The sequence below is a fragment of the Micromonospora haikouensis genome, assembly GCF_000876225.1.
GTDB lineage: Bacteria > Actinomycetota > Actinomycetes > Mycobacteriales > Micromonosporaceae > Micromonospora > Micromonospora haikouensis.
Genome location: NZ_JXSX01000001.1, coordinates 3,571,237 through 3,587,428, shown reverse-complemented (window position 1 = coordinate 3,587,428; position 16,192 = coordinate 3,571,237). Strand labels below are relative to the sequence as shown.

Genomic DNA, 16,192 nt, shown 5'->3' with positions numbered 1-16,192 from the left:
CGGCACTGGGAAATCAATTCTGGACCGGTCGAAGACATTGACGTACGCTGCGGTCTGACGACACGGTGGCGTCGCCATGGCATCGAGTGCCATCGACGGCCACGACCGAACCACGAACCATTGCGGGGCTCTCATGATTCGGCCTTTGCCGTGACGGATGCGCAACGCCGGGCGCTCGCCGAGAAACTGCGCCGCCACGCGGCGACGGCCGGGCGGCCGGTGCGGTCCTTCCTGCGCCGGCCGTACCCCACCGTCTTCCCGTCCACGGCGCGGCTGCGCCGCTGGCGGCACCGCGGCCACGCCCGGCTCGCCCACGGCCGCACGTTCTGGGGCGACCGGCTGCGGGTGCGGCTGCCCGACGAGATCTCCATCGCGATCCGCCGGCACGGCTTCATCGAGTACGAGCTGAGCGCCTTCCTGCTGCGCCACCTGCGCACCGGGGCGACCTTCCTCGACGTCGGCGCCCACCTCGGCTACTTCACGGTGCTGGCGGCGCGCTGCGTCGGCGAGTCCGGCCGGGTGGTGTCGTTCGAGCCCACGCCCGCGACGTACGCGCTGCTGGCGCAGAACGTGGCCGACCTCGGCAACGTCACGGCGGTGCCGGCGGCGGTCTGGTCGTCGCCGGGGACGCTCTCGCTCACCGACCACGGCGTCGGCTACAGCCCCTACAACTCGGCCTACCGCTCCCGGCTGCCGGCGGCGGTGCGGCAGCGGGTGGCCACCACCGTGCACGAGGTCGCCGCGGTCACCCTCGACGAATACGTCGCGGCGCGGGCGCTGACGCCCGACGTGGTGAAGGTCGACGCCGAGAGCGCCGAGAAGAACGTCCTGGAGGGCATGGGCCGCCTGCTGGGCACGGTGCGCCCGGTCGTCTCGCTGGAGGTCGGCGACCTCGACGTGCCGGGCGCGCCGCGCAGCGCCGAACTCGTCGAGTTCATGGTCGGCCACGACTACCGGGCCTACGAGCTGTCCGACGGAATACCGCGACCGCATCGACCGAGGTCATCGTATGAATACGACAACCTCGTCTTCGTCGCCGCCGAGAAAGGACACCTGTTCGATGTATGACGTCGTCGTTCGGTCCGGCACGGTCGTGGACGGCACCGGGGACGCCGCCCGGACCGGTGACGTCGCCATTTCCGACGGCCGGATCGTGGCGGTCGGCAGGGTTTCCGGCCGGGGCCGGCGCGAGATCGACGCGGACGGGTGCATCGTCACTCCCGGATTCGTCGACATCCATACGCACTTCGACGGCCAGGTGACCTGGGACCCGTTGTTGACGCCGTCCTGCTGGCACGGCGTGACCACGGTGGTGATGGGCAACTGCGGCGTCGGTTTCGCCCCGGTGACCGAGCCCAACCGGGAGTGGTTGATCGGGCTGATGGAGGGCGTCGAGGACATTCCCGGCGCGTCGCTGTCCGAGGGCATCCGGTGGGCGTGGGAGAGCTTCCCGGAATACCTGGAGGCAGTCGCCGGCCTGTCCCGGGTGATGGACGTCGGCGCCCAGGTGCCGCACGGCGCGGTCCGGGCGTACGTGATGGGCGAGCGGGGCGCCGCCAACGAGCCGGCCACGCCGGAGGACATCGCCGCGATGACGGCCATCGTCCGGGAGGCGATGCACGCCGGGGCGCTCGGGTTCTCCACCTCCCGCACGACCACCCACCTGGCGATCAGCGGCGAGCCGGTGCCCGGCACGTTCGCGGCCGAGGACGAGCTGTTCGCCCTCGGCGGGGTGCTCGGCGAGCTGGGCACCGGCGTGTTCCAGCTGGTGCCCGCCGGGGCCGGCGGCGAGCCGATGGAGGACCAGTTCCGCGAGGTCAAGTGGATGCGGCGGCTCTCGGCGCAGGTGGGCCGGCCGATCACGTTCGGCCTGTTCCAGAACGACCACGAGCCGCACCTGTGGCGGGAGATCGTCGACATGGCGCGCCGGGCCAACGAGACCGAGGGCGCGCAGCTGTACCCGCAGATCGCCGGGCGGCCGTTCAGCGTCATCGTGGGCCTGGAGAGCACCCACCCCTTCAAGCGCCGCCCCACCTACCAGGAACAGCTGGCGCACCTGCCGCTGGCCGAGCGGGTGGCCCGGATGCGCGACCCCGAGATCCGGCGGCGGATCCTGGCCGAGTCCCCGGCCACGGTCAACCCCCGGGCGCACCTCTTCCCCGAGGACTACGAGAAGTACTTCCCGTTCGGCCGGCAGCCCGACTACGAACCCGGGCGCGAGGACAGCGTCGCCGCCATCGCGGCCCGCGCCGGCCGCGACTGCGAGGAGGTCATGTACGACCTGCTCGTCGCCGGGGACGGCACGCAGACCTTCCTGCGTCCGCTGCTCGGCTACAGCGAGTTCAGCCTCGACCCGATCCACCAGATGCTCCGCGAACCGCACTGCGTGGTCGGGCTCAGCGACGCCGGCGCGCACTGCCGGCTCATCTGCGACGCGAGCACCCCGACGTCGCAGCTGACCCACTGGGCCCGGGACCGCTCGCGCGGCGAACGGCTCGGGCTGGAGTTCGTCGTACACAAGCAGACCTGGCAGACGGCAGCCCTGTACGGGCTGCGCGACCGGGGGCTGCTGCGGCCCGGGTTCAAGGCCGACGTCAACGTCATCGACTTCGACAACCTCGCGCTGCGGCCCCCGCAGTTCGTGCACGACCTGCCGGCCGGCGGCGGCCGGCTGATCCAGCGGGCCGACGGGTACCGGGCCACGCTGGTCTCCGGCGAGGTGACGTTCGTCGACGGCGAGCACACCGGCGCGCGCCCCGGCCGGCTGGTCCGGGGCGCCCGCGACACCGCCGGGGCGCGGCCGTGAGCCGGGCGCGGCGGCTGCGGGTGGGGCTCGTCGGGTGCGGCCAGATCGGCCGCATGTACGCCGAGCACCTGGCGGCGTCCGGCGACGTGGCGCTCACCTGCCACGACGTGCGCGCCGGGCAGGCGGCGGCGCTGGCGGCGCAGGTCGACGGCGAGGCGTGCGACGACGTCGAGCGGCTCCTCGACGGCGCGGAGGCGGTGGTGGTGACCTCCTCGACGGAGAGCCACGACGCGCTGGTCGCGCTGGCGCTGGAACGCAAGCTGCCCACGTTCTGCGAGAAGCCGCTGACGCTGGACCTGCACCGGACCCGGGAGCTGGGCCTCGCCGCCGACCACGGCGGCACCCCGCTGTGGATCGGCTTCCAACGCCACTTCGACGCCGGGTTCAGCGCGCTGCACGACCGGATCGCCGACGGCGACCTCGGCACCGTCTACACGGTGCGGATGTTCTCCCACGACGCCGCCTGGCCGCCGCTGGAGCGCCTCGCCGCCTCCGGCAGCATCTTCCGCGACCTGATGCTGCACGACTTCGACATGGTGCGGTGGCTCACCGGCCGGGAGGTCAGCGGCGTCGCCGCGATCGGGGACGTGCTGGCCGTGCCCGAGCTGGTCGAGCTGCACGACTACGACGCGGTGGCGGCGACGCTGGGCGTCGAGGGCGGCGGGGTCGCCGTGCTCACGGCGGGGCGGCACAGCCCGCTCGGCTACGACGTCCGCATCGAGGTGCTCGGCTCGCGGGACTGCCTGACCGTGGGGCTCGACGACCGGACCCCGATGCGGCAGGTCACCGAGCACGGCCCCGACCGGCGCCCCCGCCACCGCGACTACCGCGACCGCTTCGCCGCCGCGTACCGCGCCCAGATCGACGCGTTCCTCGCCGCCGCGCGGGGCGGCGAACCCGACCCCCGGGCGGGCACCTGGCGCGACTCGTACGCGGCGCTGGCGCTGGCCATGGCGGCGGAGCGGTCCGTGCGTACCCGGTCCTTCGAACCGCCGGTCGAGGCGACGCCGTAACGCGCGGCCCGCCGTGACGCGGCCCGGGGAGCGCACCGACGCACCGACCCGTCGGGCGGGGCGCACCGGCCCCGGCGACGTACCGCCACCTGACTGAAGGGTTGTCCCATGACCAGACGCGCACTCGTCACCGGAGCCGGCGGCTTCATCGGCGGCCACCTGGTGACGTACCTGCAGGACCAGGGCTGGTGGGTCCGCGGCGCCGATCTGCGGCTGCCGGAGTTCCGCGCCACGACCGCCGACGACTTCGTCGTGGGCGACCTGCGCGACCCGGAGGTCTGCCGGCGGGCGTGCGACGGCGTCTCCGAGGTGTACGCCCTCGCGGCGGACATGGGCGGCATGGGCTTCATCTCGAAGGACCCGGCGACGATCCTGCGCAACAACGCGCTGATCAACCTGCACACCGTCGAGGCGGCCCGGCTGGCCGGCGCGCAGCGCTACTTCCTCGCCTCGTCCGCCTGCATCTACCCCGAGTACGCCCAGACCACCCCGGACGTGCGGCCGCTGCGCGAGGACGACGCCTTCCCCGCCGGCCCGCAGGACTCCTACGGGTGGGAGAAGCTGATGGCGGAGCGGCTCTGCGTGTACTACGCCGAGCAGTACGGCCTGGACGTCCGCATCGCGCGCTACCACAACGTGTACGGCCCCTACGGCACCTGGGACGGGGGGCGGGAGAAGGCCCCCGCCGCGCTGTGCCGCAAGGTCGCCGAGGCGCCTCCCGGCGGCGAGGTGGAGATCTGGGGCGACGGCCGGCAGACCCGGTCGTTCTGCTACGTCGACGACTGCGTCGAGGGCACCTACCGGCTGATGCGCAGCGACCACGCCGAGCCGGTGAACATCGGCTCCGACCGCCTGGTGACGATCGACGAGCTGGCCGCCCTGGTGATGACGGCGGCCGGCCGCGACGACCTGCGCCTGCGCCACGTCGCCGGGCCGCAGGGGGTGCGCGGGCGCAACTCCGACAACACGCTGGTGCGCCAGGTGCTGGGCTGGGCCCCCCGCATCCCCCTCGAGGAGGGTCTCGCCGTCACGTACCGGTGGATCGCCGGTGAGGTCGCGGCCGCGCGGGGCGCCGCGGCGCACGCGACGCCGGCATGACGTCCCCCGGTTTCGTCCTGTTCGACCTCGACGGCACGCTCATCCGGCCCGGCGCACCGGTGCAGCGCCTCCACATGTCCACGATGGCCGCCGCCATCGCCGACGTCTGCGGCACCGCCGAGGAGTTCCGCTACGAGGGCGGCCAGCTCTTCTACGCCGACATCGACCTGGCGGGCTTCACCGACGCCGGCACGGTGCACGCGGCGCTGCGCCACCACGGCGTCCCCGCCGGCCGGCTCCCCCGGCTCACCCGGCAGGTCATGGACGCGCTCGCCGCGCGCATCGGCGGGTCCGCGGCCGACGGGGACGCGGGCGCCGGCGACCTGCTCCCCGGCTGCCGGGCCCTGCTGGAGGCGCTGCGCGGCCACGGCTGCCCGCTGGGCATGAGCACCGGCAACGCCCGGTCGGTGGCCCGGTGGAAGATGCGCCGCACCGGCCTGGCGGACCTGCTGCGCGACGGCGGCTTCGGCGACGCCGCCCGCGACCGCGACGACGTGGTGGCCGCCGGGGTGGCCGCGCTGGGCGGCCACGGGCCCGGCGTGGTGGTCGGCGACACCGCCAAGGACGTCACGGCGGCGCACGCGTCGGGCCTGCGCTGCCTCGCCGTCGCCACCGGGGCCACGCCGGCCGACGAGCTGCGCGCGGCGGGCGCGGACGCGGTCGTGGCGGACCTCGGCGGCAGCGCCGCCCTCGACGCGGTGCTGCGGCTGCTCACCCCCGTTGCATCCACAGAAGGAGTCCGATGAGCGAGACACTGCCCCGCGTCGACGTCGTGATGACGACCATCGGCGACGGCGAGGCGTTCCTGTCGGCGTACCGGACGCTGCTCGGCGCGGCCGACGCGTACGGGCGGGTGCGGATCGTCGTCATCCCCGACCGCAAGACGCCCGCCGCCCTGTTCGACAACGTCGAGCGGGCCCGCCGCGACGGCCTGCACGTCGTCTGCCCCACCGTCGCCGAGCAGGACGCCCTCCTAGCCGACCTGGGCGCCCCCACCCTCGTGCCGTACGACTCCGACAACCGGCGCAACGTCGGCTACCTGCTGTCCTGGCAGTCCGACGCCGACTTCCTCGTCTCCGTCGACGACGACAACTTCCCTATCGACGGCGACTTCCTCACCGCCCACGCGATCGTGGCCGCCGGCCCCCGGCCGGCGCGGGTCGTCACCGCCGCCTCCGGCTGGTGGAACCCGTGCGGGCAGCTCACCGTCGCGCCGATGCCGGTCTACCCGCGCGGTTTCCCGTACGCGCACCGCAACCCCACCCCGACCTCCGAGCGCACCGAGACGGTCGACGTGCGGATCAACGCCGGGCTGTGGCTGGGCGACCCCGACGTCGACGCGATCACCCGCATCGCCGTGCGGCCCGAGGTGACCGCCATGCCCGCGCCGGCCCTGGTCTGCGACACCGACACCTGGGCGCCGGTCAACTCGCAGAACACCGCCGTGCACCGCGACGCCATCCCCGCCTACTACTTCCCGCGCATGGGCTACCGCCACCACGGCCAGGAGATCGACAGGTATGCCGACATCTTCAGCGGCTACTTCGTGCAGGCGTGCGCGAAGCGGCTCGGGCACGCCGTGCGGTTCGGCGACCCGCTGGCCCGACACACCCGCAACGAGCACCTGCTGCTGCGGGACCTGCAACAGGAGCTCACCGCGATCGCGGTTCTGGAGGACGTGCTCGGCTGGCTGCACGACGCCAAGCTCGACGGCGACACCTACGCCGAGGCATACGTGTCGCTGTCGTACCAGCTCCAGGACGCCGTCGAGGCGATGACCGGCCGGGTGTGGACCCACGAGCTGCGCGGCTTCGTCCACCAGATGGCCCACCTGATGCGGCAGTGGGTCGGCGTGCTCCAGCGCTGCCACGGCGGAACGCCGGCATGACCCGGCGCACCGTCCTCGTCACCGGCGCGACCGGGGCGATCGGGCAGGCGGTGGCGCAGGCGCTGGCCGGCCCGGACGTGTCGCTGGTGCTGCACTACCACCGCGACGAGGCCGCCGCCGAGCGCCTCGTGGCCGAGCTGACGCCGCACACGGCCGGCGTCGCCACCGTACGGGCCGACGTCGGCACCGACGCGGGGGTCGCGGCCGTGCTCTCGGCGGCGCGCCGGTCCGGGCCGGTCGACGTGCTGGTCAGCAACGCGGCGGTGCTGCGCCCGGCCCCGGTGGCGCGGGTGCGCGCCGACGACTGGTCGGCCACCCTCGCGGTCAACCTGACCGCCGCGATGCTGCTCATCCGGGGCGTGCTGCCCGACATGACCGGCCGGGGACACGGCCGGATCGTGGTCACCACGTCCGTGGCGGGGCTGCGCGGCTGGCCGTTCCAGGCGGCGTACGCCAGCGCGAAGGCGGGGCTGGTGGGGCTGGTCAAGTCGGTGGCCCGGGAGACCGCCCGGTTCGGGGTCACCGCCAACGCGGTCGCCCCGGGCTACGTGCCGTCGGCGATGAGCGCGCTGGGCGGCGACCCGGCCCGCGAGGCGATCCTGGCGCAGACGCCGATGGGTCGGGCCGGCACGCCCGCCGAGGTGGCCGCCGCCATCGCGTTCCTCGCCTCGCCCGGGGCCTCCTACGTCACCGGGCAGGTCCTCGCCGTCGACGGGGGGATGAGCGCGTGACGACCCCCCGGTACGCGCTGCTCTTCCCCGGCCAGGGCGCGCAGTTCCCCGGCATGGCCCAGCGCTTCCACGACGCCTCCCCCGCCGTGCGGGACCTGTTCGACCTGGCGGAGTCCCGCACCGGCCTGCCGCTGCGCGAGATCTGCTTCCGCACCGAGCGCACCGACCAGGCGCGGACGGACTGGAACCAGCCGGCGGTGTTCCTCGCCGGCCTCGCCGGCTGGTACGCCCTGGTCGAACAGACGGCGCGGCGCGGCGCGGAACACCCGCCGGTGTGCGTGGCCGGGCACAGCCTCGGCCACTTCACCGCCCTCGCGGCGGCCGGGGCGTTGTCCGCGACCGACGCGCTGGACCTGGTGGCCCGGCGCGGCGAGCTGATGCACCGGGCCAGCCTGGCCGCCGACGGCGCGATGGCGACCCTCATCGGGCTGTCCGAGCCGGCCGTCGCCGACCTGGTCCGCGCGGCCGGGGACGACGCCGTCTCGGTGGCGGCGGTGAACGGCCCCGACCAGGTGGTCGTCTCCGGCGCGGGCCCGGCCGTCGCCGCCGTCTCGCAGCGGGCCGTGGCGGCGGGCGCGGAACGGGTGGTGCCCCTCGCCATCGCCCTCGCCGCGCACTCGCCCCTGATGGCCCCGGCCGACGCCGGGTTCACCCCGCTGGTGGCCGACGCCGACCTGCGGGAGCCCCGCGTCCCGGTGGTGCTGAACACCACCGGGCGGGCCAGCCGCGACGTCGCGGAGATCCGGGCCGACCTGCACCGGCACATGCTGGCCCCGGTGCGCTGGTGGCAGTGCCTGGCCACCGCCCGGGACGCGGGCGCCGACCTGCTGGTCGACGCGGGGCCCGGCCGCACGCTGAGCAAGGTGCTGCGCCGGGACCTGCCGGCCGACGCCGTGCACTCCCTCGACCATCCCCGTGGACTGGAGGCGCTGCTCCCATGACCCGAAAGGTCCTCTTCTGCCCCTGGTCGGCCGGCGGCGGCGCCGGGTACACCGGCCGGGCGCTCGCCGCCGCCGCGCGGCTGCGCGGGCGCTTCGAGTGCGCCTTCGGCCCGTCCGGGGTGCCCCGGATGGTCGCCGAGGGCGGCTACCGGATGATCGGGGAGCCGGCGCCGGACGGCGCGCCGAAGCGGGTGCCGGCGTTCCTGCCGTTCGCCAACGTGGAACGCGTCTACGCGGTGACCGCGCGCTACTACCGCCGGTCGGTGCTGGCCGAGCACCTGCGGCGGGACCTGGCCGCCATCGACGAGTACCGGCCCGACGTCGTGGTCACGGACATGCAGCCCACGGCGGTGCTCGCCGCCCGGCTGCGGGGCCTGCCCCTGGTGTCGATCGCCGACACCGACTTCCTCAGCCCCGACCCGCTGGCGTGGATGCCGTGGAGCGCCGCCGACCCGACGACGCTGCTGCCGCACCCGAGCGCCCTGGACGCCCTCGACGCCGTCGCCACCGAGCACGGGCTCGACCCCGTCGGCAGCATCCCCGAGCTGCTGTGGGGCGACCTGACGGTGGTGCCGAGCGCGCCGGAGGTGGAGCCGCCCCCGCCGGCACCGCCCGGCCAGTCGGGTCCGGCGTACGTCGGCCCGCTGTACTGGGATCCGCCCGGCGCGCCGTACGTGCCGCGCGCCGCCGCCGGCACCCGCCGGGTGTACGTCTCCATCGGCAGCGGTGGGATGGTGGCCGACACGGCGCTGCGGGAGGTGCTGGCCGCGTGCGACCGGCCCGACCTGTCGGTGTTCCTGTCGGCCGGGTTCGCGGCCCGCGAGTGGCTGCACCGCTACCCGAACGTGGAGCTGGGCGGGTTCACGGGCATCACCGGGCCGATCGGCTGGGCGGACCTGGTGGTCAACCACGGCGGCTACTCCACGGTGCTCGCCGGCCTGCTGCACGGCAAGCCGCAGGTGGTCCTGCCGTTCATGAGCGAGCAGGAGGCCAACGGCCGGCAGTTCCTGGCCGACCACGGCGCGGGCCTGGTGGCGCGGACCACCGAGGTCGAGCCCGACGGCCGGATCCGGTACGTCAACCGGCACTCGGGGGCCACCGACGATCCGGTCGTGCCGGCGGCCGACCTGGCGGCCACGATCGGAGAGGCGCTCGACGACGCCACGCTGGCGCAGCGGGCCGGCTACGCCCGGGACAGCCTCGCCCGGCTGCGCGCCGAGTCCGACCTCGCGGAGTCGTTCGCGGCGCTGCTGCGCTGAGCGGCCCTCGTCCGCGCCGAGCGGCCCGCCGCTGTGCCGAGCGGCCCGTGTCCCACCACGGCACGCCGCCGGTGCCCGACGCCGGCCCGCCCGCGCGGGTCAGCGCCAGGTGCCGGCGGCCAGCCCGCGCAGCAGCTCGGAGCGCAGCAGCTTGCCGTTGACGTTGCGGGGCAGCCGGTCGACGACGACCACCCGGGCCGGCACCTTGTACGCGGCCAGCCGCCCGTGCAGGAACGCGTACAGCGCCCGGTGGTCCAGCTCGCGGACGGTCTCGACGAACGCCACGACCTCCTGCCCGCCGCCGGGCCCCGGCGCGCCGACCACCGCGCAGTCCCGCACGGCCGGGAACGCCCGCAGCGCGTCCTCGACCTCGGCGGCCGGCACCTTGTTGCCGGCGACGTTGAGCGTGCCGCCCCGGCGGCCGAGCAGGTGCAGCCGCCCGTCGCCGTCGAGCCGGCCCACGTCGCCGGTCGGCTGGGGCCCGTGTCCGGCCGGCCCGGGGGCCGGCCCGGCGGCGTGGACGCGGGTCGGCGGGCCGGCGCAGGACACGAGGACGTCCCCGGGGCCGGGCGCGGGGTCGACGGTCAGCGTCACCCCGGCGACCGGCCGGCCGACGGAGCCGGCGACCGACTCGGTGTCGAGGGTCAGCATGCCGTGCTCGGAGGTGCCGTAGTGCTCGCCGATGCGCCAGCCCACCGCCTCCGCCCACCGCCGGCGGTCCTCCGGCGGCAGCGGCGCGCCCGCCGAGACGCAGAGCCGGGGCCGGTGCCGGGTGGCGAGGCCGGCGGTCGAGAACCACCGGTACAGCAGCGGCACGGACAGCAGCACCGCCACCCGGTGCCCGTCGACGGCGTCGGCCACCGTGCGAGGGCCCGGCCGCTGGTCCAGCGCCACGTACGTGCCTCCGGCGACCAGCGTCGTGACGAGGCCGCCGCACAGGGCGTAGCTGTGGTGCGGCGGGGTCGTGCAGGCGACCACCTCGCCGGGGGACAGCTCCAGCGCCGCGGCGAACGCCCGCGCGTTGGCCGTCACCGCCGGCCAGGGCCGCTCCACGCACTTCGGCCAGCCCTCGCTGCCCGAGGTCGACAGCCCCAGCCCGGCGGGCCCGTCCCCGCCGGGGTCGCCGGGTGGCCCGTCGTGACCCGCGACGGCGAGCCGGTCGGCGTCTCCGGCGGCGAACCCGTCGAGCCCTGCGAACCCGGCGAGCCCTTCGACCGTGAGCCGGTCGCCGTCGCCGGTGACGAGCCGGTCGGCGCGGAACAGCGACCGGGCCCGGTCCCGCTCGTCGTCGGCGGCCCGGGCGTCGCCGACGAGCAGCGGCACGTCCGCGATCGCGGCGGCCACGACCGTCACGGCGACGTCGTCGGCGCACCGCGCGACGGTGGCGGCCCGGCCGGTCAGCCCCGCCGCGAGCCGGTCCGCCCGCCGCAGCAGCTCGGCGTAGGTCAGCGTCCGGTCGCCGGCGACGACCGCCGGGCGGTGCGGGCTCCTGCCCGCCACTTCGGCGAGCGCGTCCGCGAGGGTGGCCGGGCCGCTCATCGGGCGAGCACCACGTCCCACGCCCCGGGCCGACCGGCCACCACGACCACGACCCGGCCGGCGGCCTCCCCCTCGGCGGCGGCGGTTTCCGTGCCGGCGTCAGCGGGCGGGGCGACCGCCTCGGCGAGGGCGCACACCGGCCCGACGGCCGGCGAGGACGCCCCGCCGACCCACGTCCGGGCCCGGGGGAACGCCGCGCCGAACTCGGCGCGGGCGGCCTGCTGGACGGCGACGGTCGCGCCGCACAGCCGCACGTCGGCGACGGCGGCCGGGTCGACGCCGGCCGCGTCCAGCACGTCGGGCAGCGCCCGACCGGACGCCACGCCCCGGGCCACCGACAGCAGGTGGCGGTCACCGGCGTCCCCGGTCGCCTCCCGGCCGAGCAGCACGGCCGCCACGTCGCCGAACTGGGCGTGGTGCGGCACCCCGAGCCGGTCCAGCGCCGCGTCCGCGAACGGGGTGAGCGCCTCGTACGCGCCGACCAGCACCGTGTCGGCCTGGCCGGTGGCCAGCCGGCGCACCGCGTGCAGGAGGGCCTGCATCCCGCCGTCGCGGCCGAGCAGCGTCGTGGCGGCGCCGCCGAGCCCGTGCGCCACCGCCGCCGCCGACACCAGCGAGTGCGGCGAGTAGTAGACGAACATCTCCGGCGCGAGCCACTTCGGCCCGGCCTCGTCGAGCTGCTCGTGCATGACCTCGCCGACGCGGGCCATGCCGTAGAGGGTGCCCACCGCGATCTCGGTCTCCCGGCGGGCGGCGGCGTCCAGCCCACCGGCCGCCACGACCCGGCCGACGACGTCGGTGAACCGGTCGACCACGACGCGGGTCAGGTCGGGCTCGGCGGGCCAGCCGTCGCGCCCCCGGGCCCGGTTGCGCGCCGCCTCGTCGAGGGCGAACCGGTCGCTGCCGCCGGCCGCCAGGCGCACCGTCGTCACGGTCGCCGCGCCGGCCGCCGCCGTGTGCACGCCCGCTCCCGTGCCCACCCCGGCTCCCGTGCTCACGCCCGCTCCCAGACGACCGCCGTGTTGACGCCGCCCAGGCCGCAGGAGACGGAGACGGCCGACCGGGCGTCGGCGAGGTCCCGGGGCTTGGTCACGATGTCGTACTCCCTCCACTGCGGGTCGACGGGCTCGGCCGCCGTCGTCGGGGTCAGCGTCCCGTGCCGCAGCGACAGCAGGCACGCCAGCGACTCGATGACCCCGGCCGCGCCCTGACAGTGCCAGAGCAGACCCTTCACGCTGTTGATCGGCAGCGCCCGGACCCGGTCGCCGAAGACGTCCGCGAGCGCCCGCATCTCGGCCACGTCGCCGAGCTTGGTGCCGGGGCCGTGGGCGTTGACGAACGAGACGTCGCCCGGCGCGAGGGACGCGGCGGCCAGCGCGCGGCGCAGCGCCAGCTCGATCCCCGCGGACTCGGGGGCCGCCATGTGGGTGGTGAAGCTGCTCGCCCCGTAGCCGGCCAGCCGGCCGAGGACGGCGTCGTCGCCGGGGGACGGCCGGCGCAGCAGGCAGGCGGCGGCGGCCTCGGACAGCGCGATGCCCCGCCGCGCCTCGTGGAACGGCTGGCAGCCGTCCACGCCGAGCGTGCGCAGGGCGGCCAGGCCGTGGAACGCGGACTTCGACACCGTGTCCGCGCCGACGACGAGCGCCTCCTCGGCGTCGCCGGCGAGCAGCAGGTCACGGGCGTACCCGAGGGCCACCGCCCCGGAGGCCGACGCGCTGCCCACGGTGACGGCCGCGCCGAGGCCGAGCTTCTCGGCGGCGCGCTCGGCGACCCACCCGGCCAGCGCCGCCCGGTCGTCGCCCGCCCCGGCGAGGGCGTGGCCGAGGGCGTTGCCGCCGGTGTCGGTGGTGCCGACGACGAGCGTGACGCCGGCCCGGCGGCCCAGGTCCAGGCCGTCGAGCGCCTCCCCGGCGGCCAGGCAGACCAGGTCGAGCAGGCGGTCCGGTGCCACCACCTCGGCGGCGGACGCGCCGGCCACCGCGCCGGCCCGGTGGCCGCGCGCGGCGTCGTACGGCATGGGCAGCCGGTGCGCCCGCTCGGCCAGCAGGCCGTCCCACAGGGCCGGCACGCCGTGGCCGGTGGGCGCCACGACGCCCATCCCGACCACGTCGAGCCGGCCGCCGGCGCGGCCGTCCGGCCGGTCGGCGGCGACGGCCGCGGCGGCGAGGGACGCGACCGACGCCGCCGGGTCGAGCACGGCGTCGTCTCCGATGGTGAGGTCCCACCGCTGGTGCAGCTCGGCGGCGACGGTGATCAGGGTGACCGAGTCGACGCCGAGGACGGCCAGCGGCTCGTCGTCGCCGAGGCCGTCGACCTGCGCCGGGTCGCGGTAGCGGGCCAGCAGCTCGCGGACGCGGTGGACGACCTGCCGCCGGCCCGGTTCAGCCATGGGCGGCCGCCTCGGCGGCGCGGAAGCCGGCTGCGGTCGCCTCCAGCGCGGCGTCGACGTCCTCGTCGGTCATGGCACCGCAGACGTACCAGTGGTGGTTGGGGTGCAGCAGCAGGCCCCGCCGGGTCGTCTCGGTGTAGAACGCGTCGTGCGCCCGGCCGCGCGCCGCCTCGTCGGGGTCGGTGAACCGCAGGAACGGCATCTGCGGCACCCCCAGCACCCGGCCGGGCAGGCCGTGCTCGGCGAGCTGCTTGGCCAGCCCCGCCTGGAGCCGCTCGCCGAGGCGCTCGACGTGCGTGAGGATCGCACCGTCGCGCAGCTGGCTGATGGTGGCCACCGCCGCCGCCATCTCGGCGCCGTTGACGTGGAACGTCGAGCTGATGTGCACCTCGCCGACGGCCCGCATGACCTCCTCGCGGCCCACCAGGGCCGAGATCGGGTAGCCGTTCGCCATGGCCTTGCTGAACGTCACCAGGTCGGCCCGGACGTCGTAGCGCTCCTGCGCGCCGCCGGGGGCCACCCGGAAGCCGGAGCGCATCTCGTCCAGGACGAACAGCGCGCCGTGCTCGTGGGCCAGCTCGGCCGCGCCGGCCAGGAAGCCGGGGGCCGGCGGGTCCACCTCGAAGGGCATCATCAGCAGGCAGGCGACCTCGCCGGGGTGGCGCTCGAACGCGGCCCGCAGGCTGTCCAGGTCGTTGTAGTCGAAGCTGTCCACCACGGCCTGGGCCTCGGTGGGCACCCCGCCGGGGCGGGTGGCGCACCAGTCGTGCCAGCCGTTGTAGCCCCAGCGGATCACCCGGGTCCGCCCGGTGTGCACGCGGCTGAGCCGGACGGCGGCGCTGGTGGCGTCCGAGCCGGTCTTGAGCAGGAAGACCTTCTCGGCGTGCGGGATCACCGTCGTCAGCAGCTCCGCCAGCTCCACCTGGACCCGCTTGCGCAGCGTGATGGCGAAGCCGTCGCGGATCTCCCGCAGGACCGCCTCGGAGACCACCGGGTCGGCGTGCCCGAGGATGATCGTGCCGTAGGCCAGGATCAGGTCGAGGTAGCGGTTGCCGTCGACGTCCCAGATGTGGGCGCCGCTGGCGCGCTCGCCGTACAGCGGGTACGCCCCGTCGACGAGGCGGTCGCGGGCCAGGACGTAGCCCTCGTAGGCGAGGGTGGCGTCGACCGCCACGGCGCGCCGCCGCAGCGCCTGGGACTCGCTCAGGTCGAGTGGGCCTTCTCCGGTCATCGGTTCCTCTCCTCGTCGCGGTGCTGGTCGGCGGGCGCGACCCGGTCGGCGTAGCACCACGCCTGGTTACGCACGATCCGCCGCCAGACGCCCTCGTCGTCGCCGTCGGCATCGGGGTCCGGCGCCGGCAGGTCGAGCTGGCGGTGCAGCTCGTCGCCGAGCCGGGCCAGCGCCGCCTCACACGCCTCGAAGACGGCGAGCACCGGGGCGTACACGGAGGTGTCGTCGGCCTGCGCGCCCGCCCAGCGGTGCGCGCCGATGAGGGTCCGGCCGAGCTTCTGCGCCGCGCGGGACGCGGCGAGCAGCTCGGTGGCCAGCGCCGGGTACGCCTGCTCGACGGCCAGCGCGGTGAGGAACAGCGACGGCTGGACCGCGCCCAGCACGACCACGTGCAGGGCCCGGGCGGCGGGCCCGGTGAGGCCGTCGCGCCGCCAGCGCCGGGCGACGGCGCGCAGCGCCGGCAGGTCCTCGGCCAGCGCCACGGCGGTCGGCTCCAGCAGCGTGGCGCGCAGCGCGGCGGCGTCGTCGCGGGGCGGGGTGAAGTGCACGGTGGCGAACCGGCAGCAGCCCCGGACCACGTCGGGCGTGACCTGGATCCGGCGGCGGTACCCGTCGGCCGGCGGCGCGTCGGTGTCCAGCACCTCCAGCACCTCGCCGTCGTACGCCACGGCGAGCACCATGTGGTCGAGGAAGTGCGCGACCCCCTCGAACTCGTCGCCGGGCCAGTAGTAGCGGTCCGGCATCAGCACGCACGGGGTGCCCGAGGCGACCAGCGCGGTGAACTCGTCCCAGTGCTCGTGGCCGTCGACCGCGTTGCGCCAGTCCAGCCGGCCGTGCCGGAACCAGGAGGACTTGCGCCGGTCGCCGCGCAGGTCCAGCGGCACGGCGAGGGCCTGGGCGATCTCCCGGTTGTCGAAGCCCTCGGCCCGCAGCGCCGACTCGACGCAGCGCAGCAGGCAGCTCAGCCCGTCCAGGGGGCCGTCGTCCCAGCCCAGCGACAGCCCCGGGTCCATGACCGGGGGGCGGCGGGTCCGCGTCGCGCCCTCAGCCATTGATCCGCGCGTCGATCGCCTTGGCCAGGTCGCCCACCGTGACGTACCGGCTCAGCTCGAAGTCCTCGTCGGCGAAGTCGGCGTCGTACTGGCGCTCGAAGTGCGACATCAGGTACGCCATGTCGATCGAGTCGACCGCCAGGTCGAGCAGCCGGTCGTCGGGGCCGATCGAGTCGACCGGGTTGCCCTGGCGGCGCAGCAGCAGCGCGACGAGCTGGTCGAGGGTGCTGTCGGCGTCGGTCATC

At 75.9% G+C, this 16,192-nt stretch carries 15 protein-coding genes; 9 read left to right on the top strand and 6 right to left on the bottom strand.

Going from position 1 to position 16,192, the window contains the following annotated elements:
• Nucleotides 1–150: 150 nt before the first annotated feature.
• From TK50_RS14725 to TK50_RS14685, 9 genes are all read left to right on the top strand, one after another.
• Nucleotides 151–1,068: an FkbM family methyltransferase gene (locus tag TK50_RS14725; RefSeq protein WP_229406085.1), complete on the top strand. Its 918-nt coding sequence runs from the start codon at nt 151–153 to the stop codon at nt 1,066–1,068.
• Entirely contained in the window at nt 1,061–2,806 is a 1,746-nt protein-coding gene (locus TK50_RS14720) for an N-acyl-D-amino-acid deacylase family protein (RefSeq protein WP_043963261.1), read from the top strand. Before TK50_RS14725 ends, TK50_RS14720 begins: the two co-directional genes overlap by 8 nt.
• The gene (locus TK50_RS14715) at nt 2,803–3,819 is read left to right on the top strand and encodes a Gfo/Idh/MocA family protein (protein ID WP_052503780.1); all 1,017 of its coding nucleotides are present in this window, start codon (nt 2,803–2,805) and stop codon (nt 3,817–3,819) included. Before TK50_RS14720 ends, TK50_RS14715 begins: the two co-directional genes overlap by 4 nt.
• Before the next feature lie 108 nt (nt 3,820–3,927).
• The gene (locus tag TK50_RS14710) at nt 3,928–4,917 is read left to right on the top strand and encodes an NAD-dependent epimerase/dehydratase family protein (RefSeq protein ID WP_043963260.1); all 990 of its coding nucleotides are present in this window, start codon (nt 3,928–3,930) and stop codon (nt 4,915–4,917) included.
• Nucleotides 4,914–5,663 (top strand): HAD family hydrolase, encoded by a 750-nt coding sequence (locus TK50_RS32265; RefSeq protein ID WP_052503779.1) that lies wholly within the window; start codon nt 4,914–4,916, stop codon nt 5,661–5,663. Before TK50_RS14710 ends, TK50_RS32265 begins: the two co-directional genes overlap by 4 nt.
• Nucleotides 5,660–6,805 carry a hypothetical protein gene (locus TK50_RS14700; protein ID WP_043963259.1) on the top strand — a complete coding sequence of 382 codons (1,146 nt, stop codon included), beginning with the start codon at nt 5,660–5,662 and terminating at the stop codon, nt 6,803–6,805. Before TK50_RS32265 ends, TK50_RS14700 begins: the two co-directional genes overlap by 4 nt.
• Nucleotides 6,802–7,536 carry an SDR family oxidoreductase gene (locus TK50_RS14695; RefSeq protein ID WP_043963258.1) on the top strand — a complete coding sequence of 245 codons (735 nt, stop codon included), beginning with the start codon at nt 6,802–6,804 and terminating at the stop codon, nt 7,534–7,536. Before TK50_RS14700 ends, TK50_RS14695 begins: the two co-directional genes overlap by 4 nt.
• Nucleotides 7,533–8,477, top strand: coding sequence for an ACP S-malonyltransferase (locus TK50_RS14690; protein WP_052503778.1), 945 nt, complete (start codon nt 7,533–7,535; stop codon nt 8,475–8,477). The genes TK50_RS14695 and TK50_RS14690 overlap by 4 nt, the downstream gene beginning before the upstream one ends.
• The gene (locus TK50_RS14685) at nt 8,474–9,736 is read left to right on the top strand and encodes a glycosyltransferase (protein ID WP_043963257.1); all 1,263 of its coding nucleotides are present in this window, start codon (nt 8,474–8,476) and stop codon (nt 9,734–9,736) included. Before TK50_RS14690 ends, TK50_RS14685 begins: the two co-directional genes overlap by 4 nt.
• Nucleotides 9,737–9,835: 99 nt before the next feature.
• Here TK50_RS14685 and TK50_RS14680 read toward each other — a convergent pair whose 3' ends face one another.
• Genes TK50_RS14680 through TK50_RS14655 form a run of 6 tightly spaced genes read right to left on the bottom strand, consistent with a single transcriptional unit; the run spans nt 9,836 to nt 16,191 of the window.
• On the bottom strand, nt 9,836–11,275 hold the full coding sequence (locus TK50_RS14680; protein ID WP_043963256.1) for a class I adenylate-forming enzyme family protein: 1,440 nt from the start codon (nt 11,273–11,275) through the stop codon (nt 9,836–9,838).
• On the bottom strand, nt 11,272–12,273 hold the full coding sequence (locus tag TK50_RS32260) for a beta-ketoacyl-[acyl-carrier-protein] synthase family protein (RefSeq protein WP_144420244.1): 1,002 nt from the start codon (nt 12,271–12,273) through the stop codon (nt 11,272–11,274). The genes TK50_RS14680 and TK50_RS32260 overlap by 4 nt, the downstream gene beginning before the upstream one ends.
• Nucleotides 12,270–13,664 carry a beta-ketoacyl synthase N-terminal-like domain-containing protein gene (locus TK50_RS14670; RefSeq protein ID WP_052503776.1) on the bottom strand — a complete coding sequence of 465 codons (1,395 nt, stop codon included), beginning with the start codon at nt 13,662–13,664 and terminating at the stop codon, nt 12,270–12,272. Before TK50_RS14670 ends, TK50_RS32260 begins: the two co-directional genes overlap by 4 nt.
• Nucleotides 13,657–14,895 (bottom strand): aspartate aminotransferase family protein, encoded by a 1,239-nt coding sequence (locus TK50_RS14665; RefSeq protein ID WP_052503775.1) that lies wholly within the window; start codon nt 14,893–14,895, stop codon nt 13,657–13,659. Before TK50_RS14665 ends, TK50_RS14670 begins: the two co-directional genes overlap by 8 nt.
• Nucleotides 14,892–15,947 carry a hypothetical protein gene (locus tag TK50_RS14660; protein WP_144420243.1) on the bottom strand — a complete coding sequence of 352 codons (1,056 nt, stop codon included), beginning with the start codon at nt 15,945–15,947 and terminating at the stop codon, nt 14,892–14,894. The genes TK50_RS14665 and TK50_RS14660 overlap by 4 nt, the downstream gene beginning before the upstream one ends.
• Nucleotides 15,940–16,191: an acyl carrier protein gene (locus TK50_RS14655; RefSeq protein WP_043963255.1), complete on the bottom strand. Its 252-nt coding sequence runs from the start codon at nt 16,189–16,191 to the stop codon at nt 15,940–15,942. The genes TK50_RS14660 and TK50_RS14655 overlap by 8 nt, the downstream gene beginning before the upstream one ends.
• Nucleotide 16,192 lies beyond the last annotated feature (1 nt).